Source organism: Paragemmobacter amnigenus, from assembly GCF_009908265.2.
Classification (GTDB): Bacteria; Pseudomonadota; Alphaproteobacteria; order Rhodobacterales; family Rhodobacteraceae; genus Paragemmobacter; species Paragemmobacter amnigenus.
Genome location: NZ_JAAATX020000004.1, coordinates 105,365 through 126,810, shown reverse-complemented (window position 1 = coordinate 126,810; position 21,446 = coordinate 105,365). Strand labels below are relative to the sequence as shown.

22 protein-coding genes are annotated in these 21,446 nt (G+C 65.1%); 15 read left to right on the top strand and 7 right to left on the bottom strand.

Annotation, left to right across the window (positions count from 1 at the left end):
• The first annotated feature begins 89 nt into the window (after positions 1 to 89).
• Positions 90 to 1,307 carry an HD-GYP domain-containing protein gene (locus GU927_RS06700; RefSeq protein ID WP_161761581.1) on the top strand — a complete coding sequence of 406 codons (1,218 nt, stop codon included), beginning with the start codon at positions 90 to 92 and terminating at the stop codon, positions 1,305 to 1,307.
• Between the two features lie 3 nt (positions 1,308 to 1,310).
• Here GU927_RS06700 and GU927_RS06695 read toward each other — a convergent pair whose 3' ends face one another.
• Positions 1,311 to 1,598, bottom strand: a complete 288-nt coding sequence (locus GU927_RS06695) for a hypothetical protein (RefSeq protein ID WP_161761580.1) — start codon at positions 1,596 to 1,598, stop codon at positions 1,311 to 1,313.
• 232 nt (positions 1,599 to 1,830) lie between these two features.
• Here GU927_RS06695 and GU927_RS06690 point away from each other — a divergent pair, with 232 nt between their 5' ends.
• Genes GU927_RS06690 through GU927_RS06675 form a run of 4 tightly spaced genes read left to right on the top strand, consistent with a single transcriptional unit; the run spans position 1,831 to position 6,583 of the window.
• Positions 1,831 to 3,264, top strand: coding sequence for a CpaF family protein (locus GU927_RS06690; RefSeq protein ID WP_161761579.1), 1,434 nt, complete (start codon positions 1,831 to 1,833; stop codon positions 3,262 to 3,264).
• A gap of 2 nt (positions 3,265 to 3,266) precedes the next feature.
• Positions 3,267 to 4,256 (top strand): type II secretion system F family protein, encoded by a 990-nt coding sequence (locus tag GU927_RS06685; protein WP_161761578.1) that lies wholly within the window; start codon positions 3,267 to 3,269, stop codon positions 4,254 to 4,256.
• Entirely contained in the window at positions 4,256 to 5,215 is a 960-nt protein-coding gene (locus GU927_RS06680) for a type II secretion system F family protein (protein WP_161761577.1), read from the top strand. The genes GU927_RS06685 and GU927_RS06680 overlap by 1 nt, the downstream gene beginning before the upstream one ends.
• 9 nt (positions 5,216 to 5,224) lie before the next feature.
• Complete coding sequence (locus GU927_RS06675) at positions 5,225 to 6,583, top strand: TadE/TadG family type IV pilus assembly protein (RefSeq protein WP_161761576.1); 1,359 nt, start codon at positions 5,225 to 5,227, stop codon at positions 6,581 to 6,583.
• On the opposite strand, the gene GU927_RS06670 is transcribed toward GU927_RS06675, so the two are convergent.
• From GU927_RS06670 to GU927_RS06645, 6 genes are all read right to left on the bottom strand, one after another.
• The gene (locus GU927_RS06670) at positions 6,573 to 6,989 is read right to left on the bottom strand and encodes a TadE/TadG family type IV pilus assembly protein (RefSeq protein ID WP_161761575.1); all 417 of its coding nucleotides are present in this window, start codon (positions 6,987 to 6,989) and stop codon (positions 6,573 to 6,575) included. The two genes, GU927_RS06675 and GU927_RS06670, sit on opposite strands and share 11 nt — an antisense overlap.
• Complete coding sequence (locus GU927_RS06665) at positions 6,986 to 7,456, bottom strand: TadE/TadG family type IV pilus assembly protein (RefSeq protein ID WP_161761574.1); 471 nt, start codon at positions 7,454 to 7,456, stop codon at positions 6,986 to 6,988. Before GU927_RS06665 ends, GU927_RS06670 begins: the two co-directional genes overlap by 4 nt.
• Before the next feature lie 3 nt (positions 7,457 to 7,459).
• A complete protein-coding gene (locus GU927_RS06660; protein WP_161761573.1) occupies positions 7,460 to 8,665 on the bottom strand; it encodes an AAA family ATPase in 1,206 nt (401 codons plus the stop codon).
• Positions 8,665 to 9,663 carry a Flp pilus assembly protein CpaB gene (cpaB, locus tag GU927_RS06655; protein ID WP_161761572.1) on the bottom strand — a complete coding sequence of 333 codons (999 nt, stop codon included), beginning with the start codon at positions 9,661 to 9,663 and terminating at the stop codon, positions 8,665 to 8,667. The genes GU927_RS06660 and cpaB overlap by 1 nt, the downstream gene beginning before the upstream one ends.
• Positions 9,664 to 9,759: 96 nt before the next feature.
• On the bottom strand, positions 9,760 to 11,118 hold the full coding sequence (locus GU927_RS06650; protein WP_161761571.1) for a type II and III secretion system protein family protein: 1,359 nt from the start codon (positions 11,116 to 11,118) through the stop codon (positions 9,760 to 9,762).
• Positions 11,115 to 11,558: a hypothetical protein gene (locus GU927_RS06645; RefSeq protein WP_161761570.1), complete on the bottom strand. Its 444-nt coding sequence runs from the start codon at positions 11,556 to 11,558 to the stop codon at positions 11,115 to 11,117. The genes GU927_RS06650 and GU927_RS06645 overlap by 4 nt, the downstream gene beginning before the upstream one ends.
• A gap of 305 nt (positions 11,559 to 11,863) precedes the next feature.
• Between GU927_RS06645 and GU927_RS06640 the strand changes: the two genes are divergently transcribed.
• The 10 genes from GU927_RS06640 (at position 11,864) to GU927_RS06600 (ending at position 21,443) form a co-directional block, all read left to right on the top strand.
• Complete coding sequence (locus GU927_RS06640) at positions 11,864 to 12,058, top strand: Flp family type IVb pilin (protein ID WP_161761569.1); 195 nt, start codon at positions 11,864 to 11,866, stop codon at positions 12,056 to 12,058.
• A gap of 121 nt (positions 12,059 to 12,179) precedes the next feature.
• Positions 12,180 to 13,148, top strand: a complete 969-nt coding sequence (locus GU927_RS06635; protein WP_161761568.1) for an ABC transporter substrate-binding protein — start codon at positions 12,180 to 12,182, stop codon at positions 13,146 to 13,148.
• 1 nt (position 13,149) lies between these two features.
• On the top strand, positions 13,150 to 15,198 hold the full coding sequence (locus GU927_RS06630; protein WP_161761567.1) for a bifunctional diguanylate cyclase/phosphodiesterase: 2,049 nt from the start codon (positions 13,150 to 13,152) through the stop codon (positions 15,196 to 15,198).
• Entirely contained in the window at positions 15,195 to 16,463 is a 1,269-nt protein-coding gene (locus tag GU927_RS06625) for a sensor domain-containing diguanylate cyclase (RefSeq protein ID WP_161761566.1), read from the top strand. The genes GU927_RS06630 and GU927_RS06625 overlap by 4 nt, the downstream gene beginning before the upstream one ends.
• Before the next feature lie 160 nt (positions 16,464 to 16,623).
• Positions 16,624 to 16,896, top strand: a complete 273-nt coding sequence (locus tag GU927_RS06620; protein ID WP_161761565.1) for an STAS domain-containing protein — start codon at positions 16,624 to 16,626, stop codon at positions 16,894 to 16,896.
• A gap of 39 nt (positions 16,897 to 16,935) precedes the next feature.
• On the top strand, positions 16,936 to 17,301 hold the full coding sequence (locus GU927_RS06615) for a response regulator (protein ID WP_161761564.1): 366 nt from the start codon (positions 16,936 to 16,938) through the stop codon (positions 17,299 to 17,301).
• The gene (locus GU927_RS20605) at positions 17,301 to 18,143 is read left to right on the top strand and encodes an Hpt domain-containing protein (RefSeq protein ID WP_332838490.1); all 843 of its coding nucleotides are present in this window, start codon (positions 17,301 to 17,303) and stop codon (positions 18,141 to 18,143) included. Before GU927_RS06615 ends, GU927_RS20605 begins: the two co-directional genes overlap by 1 nt.
• On the top strand, positions 18,143 to 19,276 hold the full coding sequence (locus GU927_RS20600) for a chemotaxis protein CheA (RefSeq protein WP_332838489.1): 1,134 nt from the start codon (positions 18,143 to 18,145) through the stop codon (positions 19,274 to 19,276). Before GU927_RS20605 ends, GU927_RS20600 begins: the two co-directional genes overlap by 1 nt.
• The gene (locus GU927_RS06605; RefSeq protein ID WP_161761563.1) at positions 19,273 to 19,761 is read left to right on the top strand and encodes a chemotaxis protein CheW; all 489 of its coding nucleotides are present in this window, start codon (positions 19,273 to 19,275) and stop codon (positions 19,759 to 19,761) included. The genes GU927_RS20600 and GU927_RS06605 overlap by 4 nt, the downstream gene beginning before the upstream one ends.
• Before the next feature lie 11 nt (positions 19,762 to 19,772).
• On the top strand, positions 19,773 to 21,443 hold the full coding sequence (locus GU927_RS06600) for a methyl-accepting chemotaxis protein (protein WP_161761562.1): 1,671 nt from the start codon (positions 19,773 to 19,775) through the stop codon (positions 21,441 to 21,443).
• The last annotated feature ends 3 nt before the right edge of the window (positions 21,444 to 21,446 follow it).

Genomic DNA, 21,446 nt, shown 5'->3' with positions numbered 1-21,446 from the left:
TGACGCGAATTTGCACAACCTAGGGGCGGCCAATTCCGGTGGGACAGTGCGTCGCGAACCGGACGGCCAAACGGGCAGGACCATAAAGAATGAACCGTCTCGCGGGTGCGTCGGCGCACCGTTACGATGATTTCTCGCACCTTCTGGGGCTGCGGCTTCTGAAGGTTGTCATGCTGTTCTTCAGCTTTCTGATCACGGTCCTGCTCTATCGCCGTGTGGTGGTGGGAGAGACGGAGAGCTTTCCGGTCTTCGTGGCGCTTTACTGCGTGGGGTGCGGCATCTACGCCATACGGTCGCGGCTGAGCGGGCGACAGATCATCCTGTTCCTGCTGACGCTGTTCGGATCGGCCGCTCTGACGGGGTTTGCCGTGAACGGGCTGGCCTCGGGCGGGCCCTATCTTTTCTTCGTGGCGCTTCTGCTGGCCGGTATCCTGGACACGCGGCGCGCGCGGTTCGCATCGCTGCTGCTGCTGGCGATTCCGCTGGCCGCGGTCTTTGCGCTGGCCGTGGCGGGGCTTTATATCCCGCTGCCGCCGGATATCGGGGTGCACCTGTCCTCGCCCAGCAACTGGTTGCTGATGGGGTGCCTGCAGCTGATGACGGGGATGTTGCTGTACCTTGTGTCGGGCGAGACGCGCAGGGTCATGGTGGACTATCAGGACACGCTACGCCGCGGGCTGATCAATGCCATGGTCGCCATCACGCGCCATCGCGACAACGAGACGGGCGCGCATCTCGAGCGGTGTTCGCAATATGCGCGCGCGCTGCTGGGTGCGGCACGGGAGGCGGGCATCCGGGGGGCGGCGGAGATGAACGAGACGGATCTGGCCGAGGCCGTCCGCCTGCATGACATCGGCAAGGTCGCGGTGCCCGACAGCATCCTTCTGAAGCCCGGACGGCTGTCGAAGGAAGAGTTCGACGCGATGTCGGTCCATGCCAGCATGGGCGGCCAGATGATCCGCGATTTCACCGAAAAGAGCGGGTTGGACGACGAGCCGGTGCTGACCATTTCGGAGGATGTGGCGCGCTATCACCATGAGAACTGGGACGGCACCGGCTATCCCGAGGGGCTGAGCCGCGACGATATTCCGCTGGCGGCGCGGATCATGGCGCTGATCGATGTCTATGACGCGTTGCGGTCACAGCGCCCCTACAAGGCGGCGCTGAGCCACAGGGAAGCCTTGCAGAACATGTCGCAGCTGGTCGGCACGAAGTTCGACCCCGATCTCTTCGCCGCCTTCGACAAGGTCAGCGTGGAATTCGCGCGGATCTTCGAGCAATACGAGCAGGACCATCCCGCAAGCTGACAGTCACCAGCGGTTGGAGCGCAGGTAATTCTCGTCCACGGGGGGATAGGCTTCGCGGTCGGCCAGATAATCCTCGTAGGACAGGATCTCGATCCAGACGATGCTGCTGCTGCGGACCAGACGCGTGCCGGACAGCGTCCGCAGGGGGAAGTATTCGCGCCGTTCGATCGCATCCAGCACGCGGCCGTCATTGCTGATGAAGACCAGTCCCTTGAGAGATCCGCCATTGGTGAAATGGATGCGGACGGGGACGCCCGGCTTCTTGATCACTTTGCTGCGCTCGAAATGCATTCCGGAACTCCGATGGTGTGCACGCAGCTTAACAGCAGCGGGACGGACGTAGAATTCACTCCGGATGGTCTATTGGTATGTGTGTTTATCCTAATTGCAAAACCATCGGATTGATTTCCCCCTTGGGTGCAAATTGCATCCAAAAGCCGGACCGGCCTCGACTTTACGCATCCATGATTTTTACCTACCGTCCGGTTCTGTTTTACGCGGCAATTTCCCGGGGGATCACGGAATGGCTTTCGGCAGGGCGCAGCGCACGGGCACACCGCAGGCGGTTCCGCTGCGTACGGTGACGGCGGCGGCGGCGGCGGTCACGGAGCCGGAGGCGCAGGCGGCCGCGCTGAGCGCGGAAAACGACGAATTCTACCCCATCATGGACGAGGTGCGGCAGTCGCTGGTCGAGATCTTCGACGCGACGCGCCTGAACCAGTTGAACCCGCAGGATGCGCGGGCCGAGATTGCGGGGGCGATCCGGCGCATCCTTGCGCGGCGGCAGACGCCGGTGCCGACCTTCGTGGCCGACCGGATCGTGGACGAGCTGGTGGATGACGTGCTGGGCTTCGGGCCGCTGGAGCCCTTGCTGGCGCAGGACGACCTGAGCGACATCATGGTCAATGGTCCGAAGGAAATCTATGTCGAGCGGGGCGGGAAGATCCACAGGGTGGATGTGCAGTTCCGCGACAATGCGCATCTGCTGAACATCTGCCAGCGCATCGTGTCGCTGGTCGGGCGGCGGGTGGATGAATCCTCGCCCATCTGCGATGCCCGCCTGCCGGACGGGTCGCGCGTCAACGTGATCGTGCCGCCCCTCGCGCTGAAGGGGCCGACGCTGACCATCCGGAAGTTCCGCAAGGAAAAGCTGACGCTGAACGATCTTGTCCGCTACGGATCGATCACCGCGGACGGGGCGGAGCTTTTGCGGATCATCGGGCGGACGCGGTGCAACACCATCGTGTCGGGAGGGACGGGGTCGGGCAAGACGACGCTGCTGAACTGTCTTGCGGGCTTCATCGACAAGTCCGAGCGGGTCGTGACCTGCGAGGATTCGGCTGAGTTGCAGTTGCAGCAGCCCCATGTCGTACCGCTGGAGACGCGGCCGCCCAATCTGGAGGGCGAGGGCGAGGTGAAGATGCGCGATCTGGTCCGCAACTGTCTGCGGATGCGGCCGGACAGGATCGTGGTGGGCGAGGTGCGCGGGGGCGAGGCGTTCGACCTGTTGCAGGCGATGAACACGGGGCATGACGGGTCGATGGGCACGGTGCATGCCAACAGCCCGCGCGAGGCGCTGCGGCGTCTGGAAAGCATGATCACGGCGGCGGGTCTGGCGCTGCCTGCGCGGCAGATCCGCGAGATGATCGCCAATTCGGTCGAGGTCATCATCCATGCCGCGCGTCTGCGGGACGGGCGCCGCGTCATCACCCATGTCACCGAGGTGGTGGGCATGGAGGAGGACACGATCACGACGCAGGATATCTTCGTCTACCGGATCGAGGGCGAGGATGCGGATGGCCGGATTCTGGGCCGTCACAGCGGAACGGGGATCACCCAGCCCAATTTCTGGCCGCGTGCCACCTATTTCGGCGAACAGCAGCGTCTGGCGGCGGCGCTGGGCGCGCTGAACGCGCGGCGGAATTCGGCCGAGGACGCCGAGTTGGGGATCGTCTGAGCATGTCCGCGCTGGTCAGTGATCCTGTCATGAGCCTGCTGTTCGGCCTGTCCGTCACGCTGACCGTGGGGCTGGTGCTGATGGCCTTTGCCGGAGGCGACCGGAAGGGCAAGTCTGCGCTTGACGCGCGGCTGCTGGCCGCGGGGTTGGTCAGTGTCGCCTCGGTCGAGCCAGATGACGAGGCGCGGGCGCGCGAGGAGATCCAGAAGGCGCTGAACGAACTGGAGGCGACGCGGCAGCGCGAGGGGCGGTTCCTGCTGGCGCGGCTGCTGAAAAGCTCGGGCACCGAGCGGTCGGTGGAGCGGCATCTGGGCTATACGGCGGCGGCGACGGTGGTGATGGCGCTGGTGCTGTGGCTTCTCGACCTGCCGCTGCTGCAGGTGGCGCTGGGGGCTGTGGGTCTGGGGATCGGGGCGCCGCTGCTGCAGGTGCGGATTCTGGCCAGACGGCGGTTGAAGCTGTTTACGGATGACCTTCCCGATGCGCTCGACCTCATGGTGCGGGGGGTGCGGGCGGGGTTGCCGCTGATCGAGTGCCTGCGGCTGGCCGCGACGGAGTGGCGCGATCCGCTGCGGCGCGAGCTGTTCCAGATCATGAACGATCTGGGCGTGGGCCTGTCCATGCGCGAGGCGGTCGCCCGCTTTGCCGACCGCGTGCCGGTGCGCGAGGCGCGGCTTTTTGCGATCGTCGTGGCGATTCAGGCCCAGTCGGGCGGGAACATCGCGGAGGTTCTGACCAATCTGGCCAACCTGCTGCGTGACAAGGCGACGCTGCAGGGCAAGCTGCGGTCGATGACGGCCGAGGCGCGGACATCGGCCCTGATCATCGGGGCGGTGCCGGTGCTGCTGATCGGGGCGCTTTCGCTGCTGGCGCCCGACTTCCTGCGTCCGCTGATCGACACGGAGACCGGCAATATCATCGTGGGCGCGAGCCTTGGCTGGATGCTGGTCGGCGTGGTGGTGATGCGGTCGATGATGCGGATCGAATTGTGATGCGGGAAGAGGTGCTGTCGCTGGTCCTGTCCTTTGCGCCGCTCGCGCTTGCCGCGATTGCGGCGGTGACGACCTATGTCCTGCTGGCCGGACCCGGCCGGACCGAAAGCTCGGCCCTTGCGCGGCGGGCGCGGTCGATCCTGCAGGATGCAGTGCAGCAGGAACGGCGCAAGTCCATCTTGCGCCACCCGCTGGCCTGGCTGTCGGGCAAGCTTGCGCTGGACGAATGGCGGCAGAAGGCCATCGACTGGATCTGGGACCGGTCGACCTTTGGCAAGCAGCGCCGCGTGCTGCTGCGTCAGGCGGGGCTGCGCGCGCCGCGGATGTATCTGTATTTCGAGGGTGTCCGCGCGCTTCTGGCCATTCTGCTGGCGGCGGGGACGTTCCTGTTCCTGAGCGGGATGCCGCGCGGACCGGGGGGGCTGGCGACGGTGGCGCTGACGGTGCTGGCCTTTGCGGTGGGGATCTACCTGCCCGAAGGCTGGCTGAAGCGGCGGATCGCGGCGCGCAGGCGGGCCTTTGGCGATTACTGGGACGATGCGATCGGGCTTTTGATCATCTGTCTGGATTCCGGACTGTCCATCGAGGTGGCGATGCGGCGGATCGCGCAGGAACTGGCCCCCGTGGCACCGATCCTGGCCGAGGAATTCGTGATCACCGTGGCCGACCTGTCGCTGCTGAAGGAACGCCGCATGGCCTATGTCAACCTGTCACAGCGCATCGACCTGCCCGGGGTGAAATCTGTCACCATCGCGCTGGTGCAGGCCGAAAAGCAGGGTGCCTCGATCGCGCATTCGCTGCGGACGATCTGGGCGGCGAACCGTCAGGCCCGTCTGGCCAATGCCGAGGCGCGGGCGGCGTCGCTGGGCCCGAAGATGACGGTGCCGATGATCGTGTTCTTCCTGCCGGTGCTGTTCGTCGTGATCATCGCGCCCATCGTGCTGACGGCGGATTTCTAGGTGGTGTCCATGCGGTCCTTCCTTCGGTCGGAAAGCGGTGCGGCGGCGGTCTATATCGCGCTGGTATCGCCCATCCTCATCGGCTTTGCGGCGCTGGGCAGCGAAGTGGGCATGTGGCTGCTGACGCAGAGGAAGATCCAGCACATCGCGGATGTCGCGGCCTATACCGCGGCGACGCGGTCGCTTTCGACGGATGACATCGGGAAGGTGCGGGAGTCTGTCATGGACCGTGCCAGCGGCGCGGGTCTGCTGGCGGATGACGATCTGGTGCTGACGCTGCCCCCCACGACCGGCAGCTATGCGGGGCGCAAGAACCATGCAGAGGTGACCGTTTCCCGCGCTTTGCCGCGCTATCTGACGGCCCTGTTCAGCACGACAGGTGCGGCTGACGATGTGCTGATCACGGCACGGGCGGTGGCCGGCGTGGACCCCGAAAGCGGAGAGCAGGCCTGCATGGTAGCGCTGGGCAAGACCGGTGTGACGCTGTCGATCGGCGGGTCGGGGGAAGTCACCATGGTGAACTGCGCGGCGGCATCGAATTCGGTCGCGTCCAATAGCGCGCAGAGGGTCGGCAACAATGCGGAACTGACGGCGACCTGTGTCTATACCGTGGGTGGAACGGACAACCTGCAGGAAGATAACGTCAAGATCACCTATACCGATCCCGAATGCGCGGCCCCGAAGATCCGGCAGCGGCCGTCTGCCGATCCATATGCCGATCTGCACATGCTGACTTCGTCCGAGGTCGGCGGGATCAATGCCGTTTCCCCGACTGCCGATCCGGTCAATGCAGGCGGGGTGGTCTATGCGGCGCGGCAGAGCATTTCTTCGCTGGGCGAATTGAAGATTGCGCGGTTTGACGATCTGAATCTGAAGGGTGAGGTCCGTTTCGAACCGGGTCTCTATATCATCGACGGTGCAAGGAACGGCGACCTGACGATCAACGCCGGAGCTGTCGTCGAAGGAGAGAATGTCAGCTTCTATCTGATGAACGGCGCGACGCTGTCGGTGAGCGGGAGTGCACAGGTCAAGCTGACCGCGTATAACAAAGCCACCAGCAACAGAACGGACCCCTATAACGGCATCCTGTTCTTTGGCGACAGGGTCGGGACCGAACTGAAGCATTCCTTCACGGGCAACAATGGCACGGTGCTGTCGGGTCTGATCTATTTCCCGAATGACGAAGTCGAGTTTTCGGGCAATACGAACCGGGATGTCGTGGAGCCTTGCATCCGGCTTCTGTCCGGCCGGATCACGATTTCGGGCAATTCGACGGTCGAACTGGACGATTCCTGCGATTTCCGGTCGGCAATGCCGCCCAATGCGCCGAAGATCACGGCACAGCAGCGCATCTCCCTCAAGGAGTAGCGGGCTTGCGGATCACGACGTGGCGGTCTGACGACAGCTTGATCGTGCCCGTGAGGATCGACGGGACGAGGCTGACGAAGTCATAGGTCACGGTCAGGCGTCTTGTCGTGAAATCCTCGGAATTCACCGTCGTCGGCGCGAGGTCCAGACTGACGTCGAGGCGGAGCGGATCGACGAAGAACACGCTGTCGACCACCGCCTGTTCCATCGCGGACTCGGTCGCGGTGGGGTTTATGTAGAGGATGCGTGCAGCCCTGTCCGCCCCGAAGCTGAGCGCCTGCTGCATGTAGAGCGCGCGTCCGATCTCGATGATGCCGAAGGTCAGCGTGATGAGCGGAAGGGAAATGAGGGCGGTTTCCACCGCCGTGGCACCACTTGTATCGCGGAAGAAACGGCGCAGGGTCATCGCAACTGCACCCGCAATTCGCTTGTCAGTTCCCGTGGCCCGTATCCCTCGATCGGGAGGGGAGGGGTGAAGGGGATCTTCGTGCTGATCTTGAACACCAGTTCCCATGGCATGCCGGTGGCCGTACAGCTTGCCGTTTTCTGCACCGTACAGAGCGCTTCGGCGAGATCTTCGATCCCGCAGAGGCATCTGAGCTCCACCAGAACTGCACCGGTGCTGCCGGACGTCGGCAAGCCCGCGTCTGTCAGTGCCGCGCGCAGTATGGCGGACAGCACTGCCGTGTCCTGCGTGAAGAGTGCGGCCTCGGCCGTCTCTCGGACGGTCTGGTTCAGCCGCGCCTGTGTGAAGGCCTGCGAGCCGAGGTTCAGCATGCCGACAAGCAGGATCAGGAACAGCGGACTGAGAATCGCGAATTCGATGGCGGCTGCCCCGGAGGTTTCCGTCAGGAATTGGCGCAGCCGGCGCATGGGTCAGGACGCCTTTTTCCCGAACAGCCGCGACAGGAGCGGTTTGGTCTGCCGCGTCCTTGGCACGATGGGCGTTCCGGTCTTGGATTCGAGATAGCGGGTGAAGTCCTGCAGGGCCGAGGCGGTGGGGGCGGTTTCGGCCAGCGTGCGGGCGGCGGCGTCGCTTTCGATGGCGAGGGGGCCGAACTCTCCGACCTGGACCATCCGGCCGCCGCGCAGGAGGTCGGTATAGAGCGAGGAGGAGATGACCCCTTCGGAGGCGGGCGTCCAGCGGTTCAGCACGAGATCGACCGGCGGCATCCCCTCGCGCAGTTTGGCGGAGAGTTGCTGGATGCGGTGCAGGAGGTGGAAGCTGCGAAGATCGGGCAGCCCGACGAGGCCGACATGTTCGGTCATGGCCAGAAGGCGGCTGTGCAGGGTGCTCCATCCGCCGGGAAGGTCGATCACGACATAGTCGACCAGCATCCGCGCCTGATCGAGGATGTCGACGAAATGGTCCACCTTGAGCGCGAAGCCCGGCTCCAGCGAGGGGACCGAGCAGAGCACCTGCAGGCCGGCATTGCGTTCATGCGCGATGCGGGCGATTTCCTGTGCCGAAATGGATTTCGGATCGCGCAGCAGGTCGTGGACCCCGCGCACCGGTGTGATGCCGAAGGTCATGGCGACGCTGCCCGTATGCAGGTCGAAATCCATCAGCATGACCTTTTTGTCGGGCACCTGCGACAGCAGCACCGCCGCATTCTGCGCCACGGTCGAGGCGCCGGTTCCGCCGCCGCAGCCGAAGAAGGCGAACATGCTGGCGGTCTTGCGGTTTTCGGCCCGCGCGAAGGAACGGCTGATCGAGGCGACCAGCAATTCGGGCGAGACGGGGGTGAAAAGGTAATCGGACCCGCCCCTGTCCAGCAGCTGGCGGTAGCGCCCGATGTCGTTGTTGCCCGACAGCACGATCAGTTGCGTATGCGGTGCGCTGATCTCGGCCACGCGGTCGAGGTCGGGGATGGGGCCGTCATGTTCCAGCAGCAGAAGCTGGGGCGTCCCGCCGGTGGGATAGTGGTTGACCAGATCGTCGATCCCGCCGTGATAGGCCTCGTATTGGGCGCGGGTCAGGAGCGGGTGGGATTTGAGCGCCTTGAGCACCTCGTAGACGCCTTCGCTTTTGGCGAAGGCGGCGATGGTGCTGCGCGGAATGAAGAGCGAATCCTGGATCATTATCGTGTTTCCCCGCCGGTCAGGATTTCGACCAAGCGTTCATTGCCCCCTTCGATCAGTCGGACCGTCACCTTTTCCGGCTCGGCCGCGGAAGCGGCCGTGGCGGTCGGGGCCGGGGCTGCGGTCGGGGTCGGTTCCTGTGTCTGAGCCGCTGCAGGCTCTGCCACGGCGGGGGCGGCAGGCTCTGCGGCCATAGCGGGTTCGGGCGTCGGGGCCCCGGGGCCCTGTTCGAAGCCCAGGATGGAGGCGATGCCGGATGGCTCGGAATCTTCGAGTGCGCGCAGGGCGAGCGAGATCTGGCCGCTGGCCATGGCCGAGAAGAGGACGGCGGCCTCGGCCTCGCCCAGTTCGAGGGTGACCGTCTCGCCGTCGAGGGTGACGTCGGATTGCGTCCCGTCCTCTTCGGCCTGTTCGCCCGCGGTGCGGTTGGTGACGCGGCCCGAGGGTGTGGTGCCCACGGCAAGGACGCGCACGTTCTTGAGGATGGTCTGCGAATAGCTGCTGGCGCGGCCGTCGCCGTCGAAATCGCCGTCCACCGTGTGGATCACGTCGACGCGGTCGTCAGGGAGGATGAACCCGCCCGCAAGTTTCTGCGGCGTGACCGCCAGACCCACCGCCCGCATTCCCGGCTGCAGCGTCAGCGACATGAAACCGGCGGGGCCGTCCACGAAGACGCCGGCATTCACCGGCTCTCCGGCCAGCACGTCGCGGCGCAGGAGCTTGCCCGTCACGCCGTCCGGAAAGCGCGCATCCGGTCTGGTGGCGGTGATCGCACCGGCGGGAACGGCGGAGATGAGTTGTTCCTGCCAGCGCAGGCTGGACCCGTCCACGAGCGTGCCCCGCGCAAGGTCGCCTGCAAAGACGAGGACCTGGCTTGTGGTGGGGGCGACCGTCTCTTCCTGCGCGACCTGCTGCTGCGCCATCCGCGCATATTGCATGAGCCCGAGTGTTCCGAGACCGGACAGCACCGCCAAGAGAAGGATTCGGCTGCGTCGCATGGATCGTTGCACTCCATCAATGGCCCCGCTGCAGGGGCCTGCCTTCTGTTCCACCCCGTCGGCCCTGCGGGGCCGGACGGTCTGCCGCCGCGCCGTCTATTGGCGCGGCAGGATGTGCCCGTAAGGCCCGGTGACACCGAATCCGCCAAGGAAACGGCTTTTCACCTCGTCATTGTCCTCGACCGCGCCGAGCAGGAAGGTTTCCGCATCATCGGGATCGCCCGCCTGAAGGGTCGGGTCGCCGTCGATGTTCTCGGGCGAGTCGCCGTTCACGAGATAGGGCGTGACCACGACCACCAGTTCGGTCTGGTTCTTCTGGTAGGCCGAGGACCGGAACAGCGCGCCGAGGATCGGGACATTGCCCATCCACGGATATTGCCGCGCGGAGCGGACGCTGTCGCTTTGCAGCAGGCCCGCGATGGCGAAGCTTTCGCCACTTTGCAATTCGATCGTGGTGTCGACCTTGCGCGAGACGAAGGCGGGGTTGTCGTTCACGCGGCGGGACCAGTCGACCTCGCTCACCTCGGGCATGATCTGCAGGCGGATGACGCGGCCGTCCAGAACCTGCGGGGTGAAGGCGAGCTTCACGCCGTATTCACGGTAGGTGGTCGATTCGCCATCTTCGGTGGCGGTCGTGATCGGCACTTCGCCACCCACGACGAAGCTGGCGGTCGATCCGTTCACCGCGACCAGTGTCGGGTTGGCCAGACGGCGGGCAATGCCCTTCGTCTCGAGCGCCTGCAGCAGAAGGTCGACACTGTAGGGCTTGCCGTTGGCCGAGAGTCTCAGGTTGCGGCTGATCGTACCGAAGGGGTCGCCATTCGTGCCTTCCATGCCCTGAGGGTCGCGGAAGGTGTTGATGCCCAGCTCCTTGCCGCCGCTGCGCGAGAGTTCGAGGATATTGACCTTGAGCATGATCTGACGCGGGTCTGCGACCTTGAGCGCGTCGATCACGTCGCCGTCGCTGTAGGAGCGGGCGATGTCGAGGATGCGGCTCGCCTCGGCCTCGTCGCCCACGATGCCCGCGACGAGGGCGCGGCCGTTGACGTTGCGGACCTCGATGTTCGCGCGGGGCGAGACTTCGTCAAGGATGTTCTGGAGCTGGGCGAAATCCTCGCGCACGGCGACCGAGAGGGTCAGGCGGGCGGTGCCTTCGGCATCGCGCAGCATGACCTGCGTGCTGCCCGCCGCGAGGGGGGTGACCAGCAGGCTTTGTGCCGAGAGCAGGGTGATGGAGGCGACCTTCTGGTCGGCCACGATCACATCGGCCAGACCGAAGGGGACGTCGATCACCTCGGTCTCGCCCATGGCGAGGCGCAACACCTTCACCTCTTGTGCGGTGGCGGTGCCGGAGGGGGTGGTGGCCGCAAGCAGGACCAGCGCCAGAAGGGCGAGGAGAGATCCGAGCCGGACCGAGGCTGCGCGCCCCGCGATGATGAGCCGATGCGGGGTCATTGGAGCGGTGCCACCCTTTCAAGCATCGCCGCATTGTTGGCGATGGTCACATTGGCCGCATCGTGGCGGCGCGCTTCGGCCAGATAGGCGGATGCACGGGCGTAATCGCCGCGCAGCATGTAGGAATAGGCCATGTTGTTGAAGAGCATGGCGCGGTCGGTCTCGCGCAGGAGCAGTTCCTTGTAAGCGCGGTCGGCGGTGCGGAAATCGCCGGTCATGTCCGAGGCGACGGCAAGGCCCATCAGCGCGCGCCGGTCACCGGTGCGGAAGGGCTGGGCCGATTGCAGCGTGGTCTTGGCCTTGGCGTAGTCCTTCTGGCCGATGAGCGTGTAGCCCTGGCTGACGGTGGCGGCTGCGGTGGCGGGATCGGTGGCGGGGCCGGTTGCCGGTACGCAGCCGGCCAGCAGAAGGCCGAGTGCGAGGCAGCGTGCCACACCCATCGTTGAAATCGTGCCGGTCAACTTTGTCAGTCCCTGCCTTATTTTATCACGGCACACCGCCACGCGATTGTTGATCTTGATATTAAACAGCAAACGCAAGAGCAGTAATCCAGCCATTGGAATTGGGGTCTTTATCGAAAGATAAAATTATAACTTTAGTGAAGTAAGCGAGTGGAAAAAAGATCGCCGCACATTAAAAATTTGCCAGACGATCAAATCATTCTTATGTGAATCTTCAGGCCACGACTCGTCCCGTGCACGTAAAACCGGGCTGGAGTGGATCACGCAAAAGAAGGGTGAAGCTCATGAAAATCAAGAATTTCGTCAAGAGCGTTGCGCGGTTTGGGCGCGACGAGAACGGTGCGACTGCGATTGAGTACGGGATTATTGTTGGGATCCTTGCAGTTATCATCATTGCAGCTTTCACCACGCTTGGTGGCGTAATCGAAACAACGTTTGATGACGTAAAAACCAAGCTTACTACCACGACCACGCCGTAAGGCCGCGAACACTGCGGCTTGGTCGAGCTTGTGTTGTTGAAATAGGTAGGGTCCATTATGAAAGTGGTCTCTACTTTGTTACTCGACATTGGAACACTCTTTTGCGCGAGAGCTGCAAGATATGTTTATTCAGCGGTTTTGGCCACATGCTGGTTTCTCAGTTTTTGCGACAGCGTGCACTGTCGTACTGACCTCAGAATCCGCCCACGCCAACCACGACGAAATACGCATCGCCACCAATGTCTGGCCGGGATATGAGCCGCTTTACCTGATCGGGGCGCATGCGCCCTCCGATGCGTCGCGGCCGCTGGAGCTCGTGCGGTACTGGAACGCGTCCGAGGTGACGTCGGCGCTCGAGATCGGGCTGGTTGACATGGCGGCGCTGACGCTGGACGAGGCGGTCTCCTCGGCCGCGCGGGGGACGGAGCTGGTCGTCGTCGCGGTGACGGACATCTCCAGCGGGGCGGATGTGATCTGCACCACCACGCCGGATGCGGCAGTGCGCGACCGCGTCTATGCCCATGAGAGCACCGCGCTGGGCGAATATTTCCTGTATCTTTATCTGTCGCGGAACGGTCTGGCCCTGTCGGACGTGACGCGCGTCAATGCCTCGGTCGACGAGCATCTGGACCTCTTGGTCGCGGGGACGGCGGATACCTTCCTGACATTCAACCCCTTTGCCTCTGATCTTGTGGCGGCGGGGTGTGCGCCGATCTTCGATTCGTCGCAGCTGGGCCCTGCGATCATCGACGTGCTGGTCGTCCGCAAAGAGCGTTACGACGACCGGATGCAGGGCGATGTCGCGGCGATGATGCGATCCTTTCAAGAGATTGCAGGGCGCATCCGCGCGAAGGATCCCGAACTGGTCCCCGCCCTTGCCGCGGGGCTGGGGGTGGCCGAGGACGATGTCTATGCCCAGTATGACGGGCTGACGCTTCCCACGGCGGCGGAGGGCGAGGCGATCCTTGCCGCGGAGAGTTTCCGAAGGCTGGTGTCGGGCATCCATGGCTGGCTTGTGGAGACCGGGCGCAGCGATCTGGCCTTGCCGGATCTGCTGGACCGGATCGAGCCGCACGGAACCGGTCGCTGAGATGCGGATCCGGCCGGGGTTCAGCACGACCATGACGGTCCTCATGTCGGCGATCTTCGTATCGGCGAATGCTGCCATCATGGCGCTGGTGATCCAGTCGGCCTATTCGTGGATGTCGCGCGTGACCGAGCAGGAACTGCTCGAGATGACCTTTTCGCTGCGCGTCCTGCTGGAAAGCCAGCTCAGTCAGAACACGATGCGCGAGTTGCGGCACAGTCTGGCCGCGATGCAGGGGCGCGACGGGTTTGTCGATGCCTTCCTGATCAATGGCGGGGAGGTGATCGCCTCGGCCTCGCCGCGCCGGTCGGCGGTGCCGGTGGACGAGTTGAAGGCCTCGCTCGGGATCGACCCGAGCCAGAAGAGTTCGGCCGTCCTGACATGGCACGGGGACCGGCTGTTCACCCGCACGAGCATCTGCCTGCCGGTCGCGACCGTCTCGCCCGCCTTTGCGCTGAAGGAAACCTGCAGCGACCTTTACGTCGTGATGAGCACGCAAAGCCAGAACGCTCAGCTTATCCAGACCTTCGTGAAGCCCGTCATCTTTGCCGGTTTCGTCTTTGTGGGAAGCGTGTCGTGCTTCTGGCTGCTGATGCGGCGCTTTCTGTCCAGACGGATCGGGCATATCGCCAGCTATTTCGAAAGCAATCCCGCGACCGGCCAGATGAAGCCGCTGGTCGATCCGCGACAGGACGAGTTCAGCTTCTTCTCGCGGGTGCTGAACCTGTTCATCGCGCAACTGAACCGGACGACCGAGGCGCTGCGGAGCGAGGCGCATTACGACAACCTGACCGGCGCGATGCGACGGCCGCGGTTTCAGGAGCTTTACGCGCATGACCACCGCGAAAAGGACTATTACCTTGCCATAACGGATATCGACGATTTCAAGTCGATCAATGCCAGCCACGGGCACAGGGTCGGGGATCTTGTCCTTGGCCGACTGGCGCGGAACCTGCTGTCCGTCATTCCCGAGGCCGAGGTCATCTGCCGCTTTGGCGGCGAGGATTTCCTGATCCTCGTCCCGGTGGAGGCGACGGGGCCGTCGGCGCAGGCCTTCTTCGCGCAGGCGGTGGAACGCATCGCGGCCACGGAGATGCGCTTTGACGATGCGGTAGCCTTTTGCACCATATCGCTGGGCTTCGGGCTGCTGCGGCGGGGTGACAATATCACCGTGGCGTCCGAGCGGGCCGACATGGCCCTGCGCTATGCCAAGGCCACGGGCAAGAACCGCGCGGTCGAGGCGGACGCGCATCTGCTGGAGCAGCTGGGATACAGCACCGAGACACCCAAGCTGATGGATCTGGTGCAGGCAATCCGTGCGCGCGAGATCTGCTTTCACCTGCAGCCCATCGTTGCCATCGGGTCGGGCCTGCCCGTCGGCTACGAGGCGTTGGTGCGCTGGCAGCGACCGGATGGCAGGTTCGTTCCCTTGCCGTCCTTCATCACGCATTTCATCGCGGCGCTGCGTGACAAGGGGCTGGTGCAGGACATGGCGGCGATCGTGCGCGCGGCCCTGCCACCCCGCCCGCCCGACGGGGCGGATGCGCCCTATTTCTCGTTCAATTATGATCCGTTCGACCTGTTCAACCAGTTCGAGAACAACGCGCTGACGCCTGTTCTGCTGGAGCTGGTGAGAGAAGGCTACCGCATCGCCATCGAGGTCACGGAAACCCCCTATCTGGAAAAGATGCAGCCCGACCAGATCGCGCGGAACCTTGCGAAGATCCATGACTGCGGGTTCCTCGTCTATCTGGACGATTTCGGGAAGGAAGGTTCGGGGCTGGAGCGTCTCGCCTCGTTCGATTTCGCCACCGTCAAGGCCGACAAGTCGCTGATCGCCGGACTGCGCGAGTCCGGTCGGCGCCGGCACATCATCCGCCTGATCGTCGAACTGACCGGATCGATCGGGGCGAGCCTGGTGGTCGAAGGGGTCGAGACCGAGGAGGACAGTGCGATCCTTGCCTCGCTCGGGGTGCGGTATGTGCAGGGTTATCTGTTTGGAAAACCACACAAAATCAACTGGAACACCGATCCGGGCCGAGGTGCGGGATGACAGGCGGAACCCAAGAGCTGGCCGGTGCGGACATGCCCGATGCCATTTCGGACGCGATCAGGATGGCGATCCGCCAGATATGGAATTCGCTTGTGATCACCAGCGCGGACCCCGGCTATCCGGTGATCTATGCCAATCCCGCCTTCTGCCGGATGACGGGATACGAGCTGCACGAACTGGTCGGACGGTCGCTGTCGATGTTGCAGGGGCCCGAGACGGACCCCGAGGTGATCGCCCATCTGTCGAAGTCGATCCGCGAGGGGCGGGGCTTTGACGGGGTGGCCTACAATTATCGCAAGACGGGCGAACGCTATCTGGTGCACTGGACCGTCACGCCGGTGCTGAACGATGCCGGCGAGCCGCAATACTATGTGTCGATCCAGTCGGACATCACGGACAAGCCTTTCGGGCTGAACAGTTTTTCGGCGCTTTACAAGGCGCTGCACGTGATACCGGAACCGATCTTCACGATCGATACGGACTATACCCTGACCTTTGCCAATGTGGCCTTTACCTCGCTTCTCAGATGCCGGCAGCGGGTCAATCTGCGCGACCTTGTGGTGGGGGATTTCGCGGTGGCCGCGCAACTGCTGGAGCAGGCCCGTGCGGGCAACGCGCTGGCCACGGCGCGCGGGATCGTGCCGTTCCGCGGGCTGGACGAGGAGATCTGCTATCTGGACCTGACCGCCTGCCGTTTCGATGCCGGACCGGCTGCCGAGGCGGATATCATCGTGGTGGCAAAGGATGTGACGCTGCACATCCTGCAGAACCGCGAACTGTCCGAGGCGGCCTCGACCGATCTGCTGACGCGGCTGCTGAACCGGCGCAGCGGCGAGGCGCTGTTGCAGCACGCCCATGTGCAGGTCAAGACGCAGGGGGCGCAGGCCGCGCTGGTGATGTGCGATCTGGACCGGTTCAAGGATATCAACGACATCCACGGCCATCTGGTGGGCGACCGTGCCATCCAGCGCGTGGCGCGCGTGCTGCGGATCGAGTCGCGGCGCGAGGATGCGGTGGTGCGCTGGGGCGGGGACGAGTTCATGATCCTGCTTTTCGACACGGACATCACTGCCGCGACCGAATTCGCCGAGCGGATGAAGGTCGTGATCGAGGAACAGGTCGATCCGCAATACGGACGGCTGACCATGTCCTTCGGGGTGGCGATGCTGTCGCCCGACCGGTCGCTGGACGAGACCTTCGCGCAGGTGGACAGCGCCATGTATGCGGCCAAGGATCAGGGCCGGAACCGCGTGGTGGTCGTCTAGCGACCGGACGGCGCGGCGCGACCCTGCGGGCGTAGGGTCGGACCGCGGGCCGGTGATCCGCGACCGGCTGATCAATTTTTCCCCTAACAGAACGCGGCCTTGCGCCGTTCCTGCAAGCGATGGGGCGGGTCTGTCCCGCAATGCGCGAAAGGGGGACGGGATGTCGGGGGCTGTGCTTGAACTGGAGGGCGATCTGCGCGCGGGCGATGCGGAGGCCCTGCGGGCGCGTCTGCTGGGGGCGTTGGCCGAGGGAGATGTCGTGCTTCGCACGGCGGGGCTGACGGCTGTGGATACGGCCGTGGTGCAGGTCCTGCTGTCGGCACAGCGGACGGCGCGGCAACTGGACCGGAACTTGCAGATCGATGCGCCACAGGCAGGGGCGCTGGGCGTGATGGCGGCGCGGCTGGCGCTGGGCGATGCCCTTGCCGCCTGAACTGCCCGATGCCGGAAAAGAGATAGAGAGCCGAGAAACATGTCCAAGACAGTACTGACCGTCGATGATTCCCCGTCCATCCGCAGGATGATCGCGATGACGCTGGAAGAGGCCGGCTATGCCGTGATCGAGGCGGTCGACGGACAGGACGGGTTGGCCAAGGCGCTGGCCCAGCCGGTGGATGCGATCATCACCGACCAGAACATGCCCAATCTTGACGGGTTGGGGTTCATCCGCGCGCTGCGCCAGCATCCGGCGGGCAAGGGCGTGCCGATCGTCGTGCTGTCGACGGATTCCGCCGAGGATCTGAAGGCACAGGCGCGCGAGGCGGGGGCGCTGGGCTGGATGGTCAAGCCCTTTACGCAGGACAAGCTGCTGGCCGTGATCAAGAAGGTGCTGGGCTGATGACCGACGATATGGCGGCGATCTTTCGCGAGGAATTGCGCGATCTTCTGGAAAGTCTGGAACGGGGCCTGCTGGATCTGAAGAAGCGGCCCGGCGACATGGCGCTGGTCAATCAGGTGTTCCGCGACCTGCATACGGTCAAGGGCAGCGGGGCGATGTTCGGCTTTACCGATCTTGCCGCCTTCATCCACGAATTCGAAACGGTCTTCGACCGTATCCGGTCGGGCGCACTGGCCGTGGGGGCGGAAATCCTGCGTCTGGCGCTGGCCGCCAAGGACGAGATCCCGGGGCTGGTAGAGGGCGAGCCGGACCCTGACGGGCGGCGCGCGGCGATCCTTGCGGGGCTGAAGGCGATGATGGCGGGCGGCGAGGTCGAAGCGCCCGCCGCCGTCACGGCACCGGTGGCGGCCCTGCCTGCGGCGGACGCACCGTCGCGGCTGCGCTTCCGGCTGTCGGGGGCTGCGCTGGCGATGGGCGCGCGGCCCGAGATCGTGCTGGACGAGCTGCGCGGGCTGGGGGCTGCGGGGATCGTGGCCGATCTTTCCGATGTGCCGCCGCTGCACTGGCTGGACGTGGAAGGCTGCGCCATCGGCTGGGAGATGGACCTGCCTGCGGGGGTGGATGCCGCGCAGGTGGAAGAGGTTTTCATGTTCGTCGATGCCGACTGGCGGCTGGAGCCTGCGGCGGGGACGGATGCCCCGGTGCTGACAGAGGACGCGGCACCGCCGGACGCGGACACCGGACCTGTGGCGAGCGCCCCTCCGGCGGCGGCTGCCGCACCCGCGCGCGAGGCACGGCAGGGGCCACGATCCGCGTTCCGGCCGAACGGCTGGATGCGCTGATGGATGCGGTGGGCGAGCTGGTGATCGTCGAGGCGCGGCTGACCGAACTGGCGCGGCAAAGCCGCGATCCCGCGCTGATCGCCACGGCGGAGCAGATCACGCGGCTGGCCGGTGGCCTGCGCGATGCGACGATGACGATGCGGATGGTGCCGATGCGGTCGCTGGTGGGGCGGTTCCGGCGGCTGGTGCTGGACCTGTCGGACAGTCTGGCCAAGCCCGTGGAATTCTCGGTTCTGGGCGAGGATACGGAACTGGACAAGACGGTGATCGAGAAGCTGGCCGATCCGCTGGTCCATATCCTGCGTAACGCCATCGACCACGGGATGGAGACGCAGGCCGAACGCTCGGCCGCGGGCAAGGCGCGCGAGGGGCTGATCGAGCTGTCGGCGGAACATGCGGGGGCAGAGGTGCTGATCCGCGTGCGCGATGACGGGCGGGGGATGGACCCCGAGAAGATCCGCGCCAAGGCCGTGTCGCAGGGGATGATCGCGCCCGACGCGCAACTGACCGACGCGCAGATCTTTGCGCTGGTGTTCGAACCCGGCTTCTCGACCGCCGAGAAGGTGACGGAACTGTCGGGGCGGGGCGTGGGAATGGACGTGGTGCGCCGCACCATCGAATCCCTGCGCGGATCGCTGGAGATCGAGAGCCGCAAGGGCAAGGGCACGACCGTGACGCTGCGCCTGCCGCTGACGCTGGCGATCATCGAGGGGCTGCTGATCGAGGTGGCGGGCGAACGCTACACCCTGCCCATGGCCAGCGTGCAGGAAATCGTGGAACTGCCCGCCGAAAAGGCACAGCCCAAGCGGACGGGGGATTTTCTGGATATCCGCGGGGGATTCGTCCCCTTCCTGCGGCTGCGCCACCTGTTCGACTGCGGGGGCGAGCCAGGGGCGGCGCAGAACGTGGTGATCGTGATGTCGGGCGAAAGCCGCGTGGGCATCGTGGTCGACCGGATCATCGGGACGAACCAGACCGTCATCAAGCAGATGTCGAAGCTGCACGCGGGCGTGCGGGCCGTGTCGGGGGCAACGATCCTTGGCGACGGGTCGGTCGCGCTGATCCTTGACGTACAGCATCTGGTGGGCATGGGGCGGGCGCAGGACGGCGCCGCGCGGGAGGTGGCGGCATGAAGCTGCATGATCTGAGGCCGCAGAAGAACCTGACGGTGGTGACGATGTCGCTGGGCACGCAGACGCTGGCCATTCCGGCGCATCTGCTGCGCGAGATCCTCGACCCGCTGCCGGTGACGCGGGTGCCGGGGGCCGGGGCGCATGTGCCGGGCGTGGTGAACGTGCGCGGGTCGGTGGTACCGCTGGCCGATCTGAAACAGGTGCTGACCATCCCCGACGAGGGCGCCGACGACCGCCGCCGCATCCTTGTGCTGGAGGTCGGGGTGGCGGGCGAGGCGACGGTCGTGGCCATCGAGGCCGATGCCGTGCACGAGGTGTCCACCATCGAGACGGCGGTGATCGAGCCGGTCCCCGCCTCGGCCAGTTCGTGGCCGCCGGAATACCTGACCGGACTTTATCGCGGGCCGCAGGGTTTCATCCTGCTGCCCAACCTTGAGACCATCTTTTCCAACCTCGCCAGCCGCTCGCTGGCTGCGCAGCCTTGAGGGAGAAATCCATGCGCCTGACCATCAAGACGAGACTCGTCGCCACCTTCCTAATGATCTTCGTGCTCTGGGCGGTATCGACGGTTCTGGCAATCCACAACCTTGGCACTGCCGCGGAAAGCTATTCCCGCGCGATGGACGAGGATGTGGAGGAGCTGCTGGAGATCGAAGATATCGTCACGGCCAAGATGCAGGTCCGCGCGATCGTGGGGCGCATCCTTGTCGGGCTGCCCAATGCGCCCGCCGACCATATCCCCAACCTTCGCAAGCAGCTCGAGGCGCAGGCGGCCGAGGTGGACCGTCTGATCGCGAAACTGCGCGAGACGGCGACCGAAGAGGACGTGCAGCGCGCCGTGGACGAATTCGATGCGATCCACAAGGAGGCCTTCCAGTTGCAGGTCCGCATCGTGCAGACCGAGCTGGCGGGGAATGGCGATCTGGCCAACACGCTTTACCACACCGAGGCGCAGGCGATGCAGGAGCGGATCGTTGCCGCGCTGTCCGACATGCGGATGATCGTCAAGGATCGTGCCCACGCCAACGAGGCGGCGAACACGGCCGCCTTCGAGTCGGCGCGGATGCAGATGATCATCCTGTTCGTCGTGTCGGCGCTGGTGGCGACGGGGTCGGCCTTCTTCATCGTGAGCGGCATCGCGCGCGGGCTGAAGAAATCGGTCGACATGGCCGCTCTGATTGCCGAGGGCGACCTGCGCCGGACGGCCGAGGTGAAGGGCAATGACGAGATCGCGGACCTGCTGCGCGCGCAGAACGACATGGTCGCAAAGCTGCGCGAGGTGGTCACCAGCGTGAACGGCGCGGTTCGCAACGTGGCGTCGGGGTCGACCCAGATGGCGGCAACGTCCGAAGAGCTGAGCCAGGGCGCGACCGAGCAGGCCTCGGCCACCGAGGAATCCTCGGCTGCGGTGGAGCAGATGGCCGCCAACATCAAGCAGAGCGCCGAGAATGCGAGCCTGACCGAGAAGATGGCGACCAAGTCGGCGGACGATGCCCGCGCCAGCGGCAAGGCCGTAGCCGAGGCCGTGCAGGCGATGCAGACCATCGCGGACCGCATCATGATCGTGCAGGAGATCGCGCGTCAGACCGACCTGCTGGCGCTGAACGCCGCGGTCGAGGCGGCGCGGGCGGGCGAGCATGGCCGCGGCTTTGCGGTCGTGGCGGCGGAAGTGCGCAAGCTGGCGGAACGCAGCCAGACGGCGGCGGCGGAAATCTCGTCCCTGTCGGCCTCCACGGTGCGGACGGCGGCGAGCGCGGGCGAGATGCTGCTGGGGCTGGTGCCGGATATCGAGAAGACCTCGGCGCTCGTGACCGAGATCTCGGTGGCGTCGCGCGAACTGGCGACGGGGTCGTCGCAGATTTCGATGTCGATCCAGCAGCTGGACAAGGTCACGCAGGAAAACACCTCGGCCGCGGAACAGCTGTCGGCCAGCGCGACGGAACTGGCGAGCCAGGCCGATGCATTGGCCGAGGCGATCGGGTTCTTCCGGGTCGAGGAAGGCGCGGTCGCTGCGGCGGGTGTGCGGAGCAAGTCCGCGCACCATGCCGGTGCAGGCGCGGCTTTGTCGCGCGGCAAGGCCAAGCCTGCGGGGCGTGACGGCGGCTTCGACTTCGACCTGGGCGATCTGGGCGATGATCTGGACGCGCGCTTCACGCGTGCGGCCTGAGGG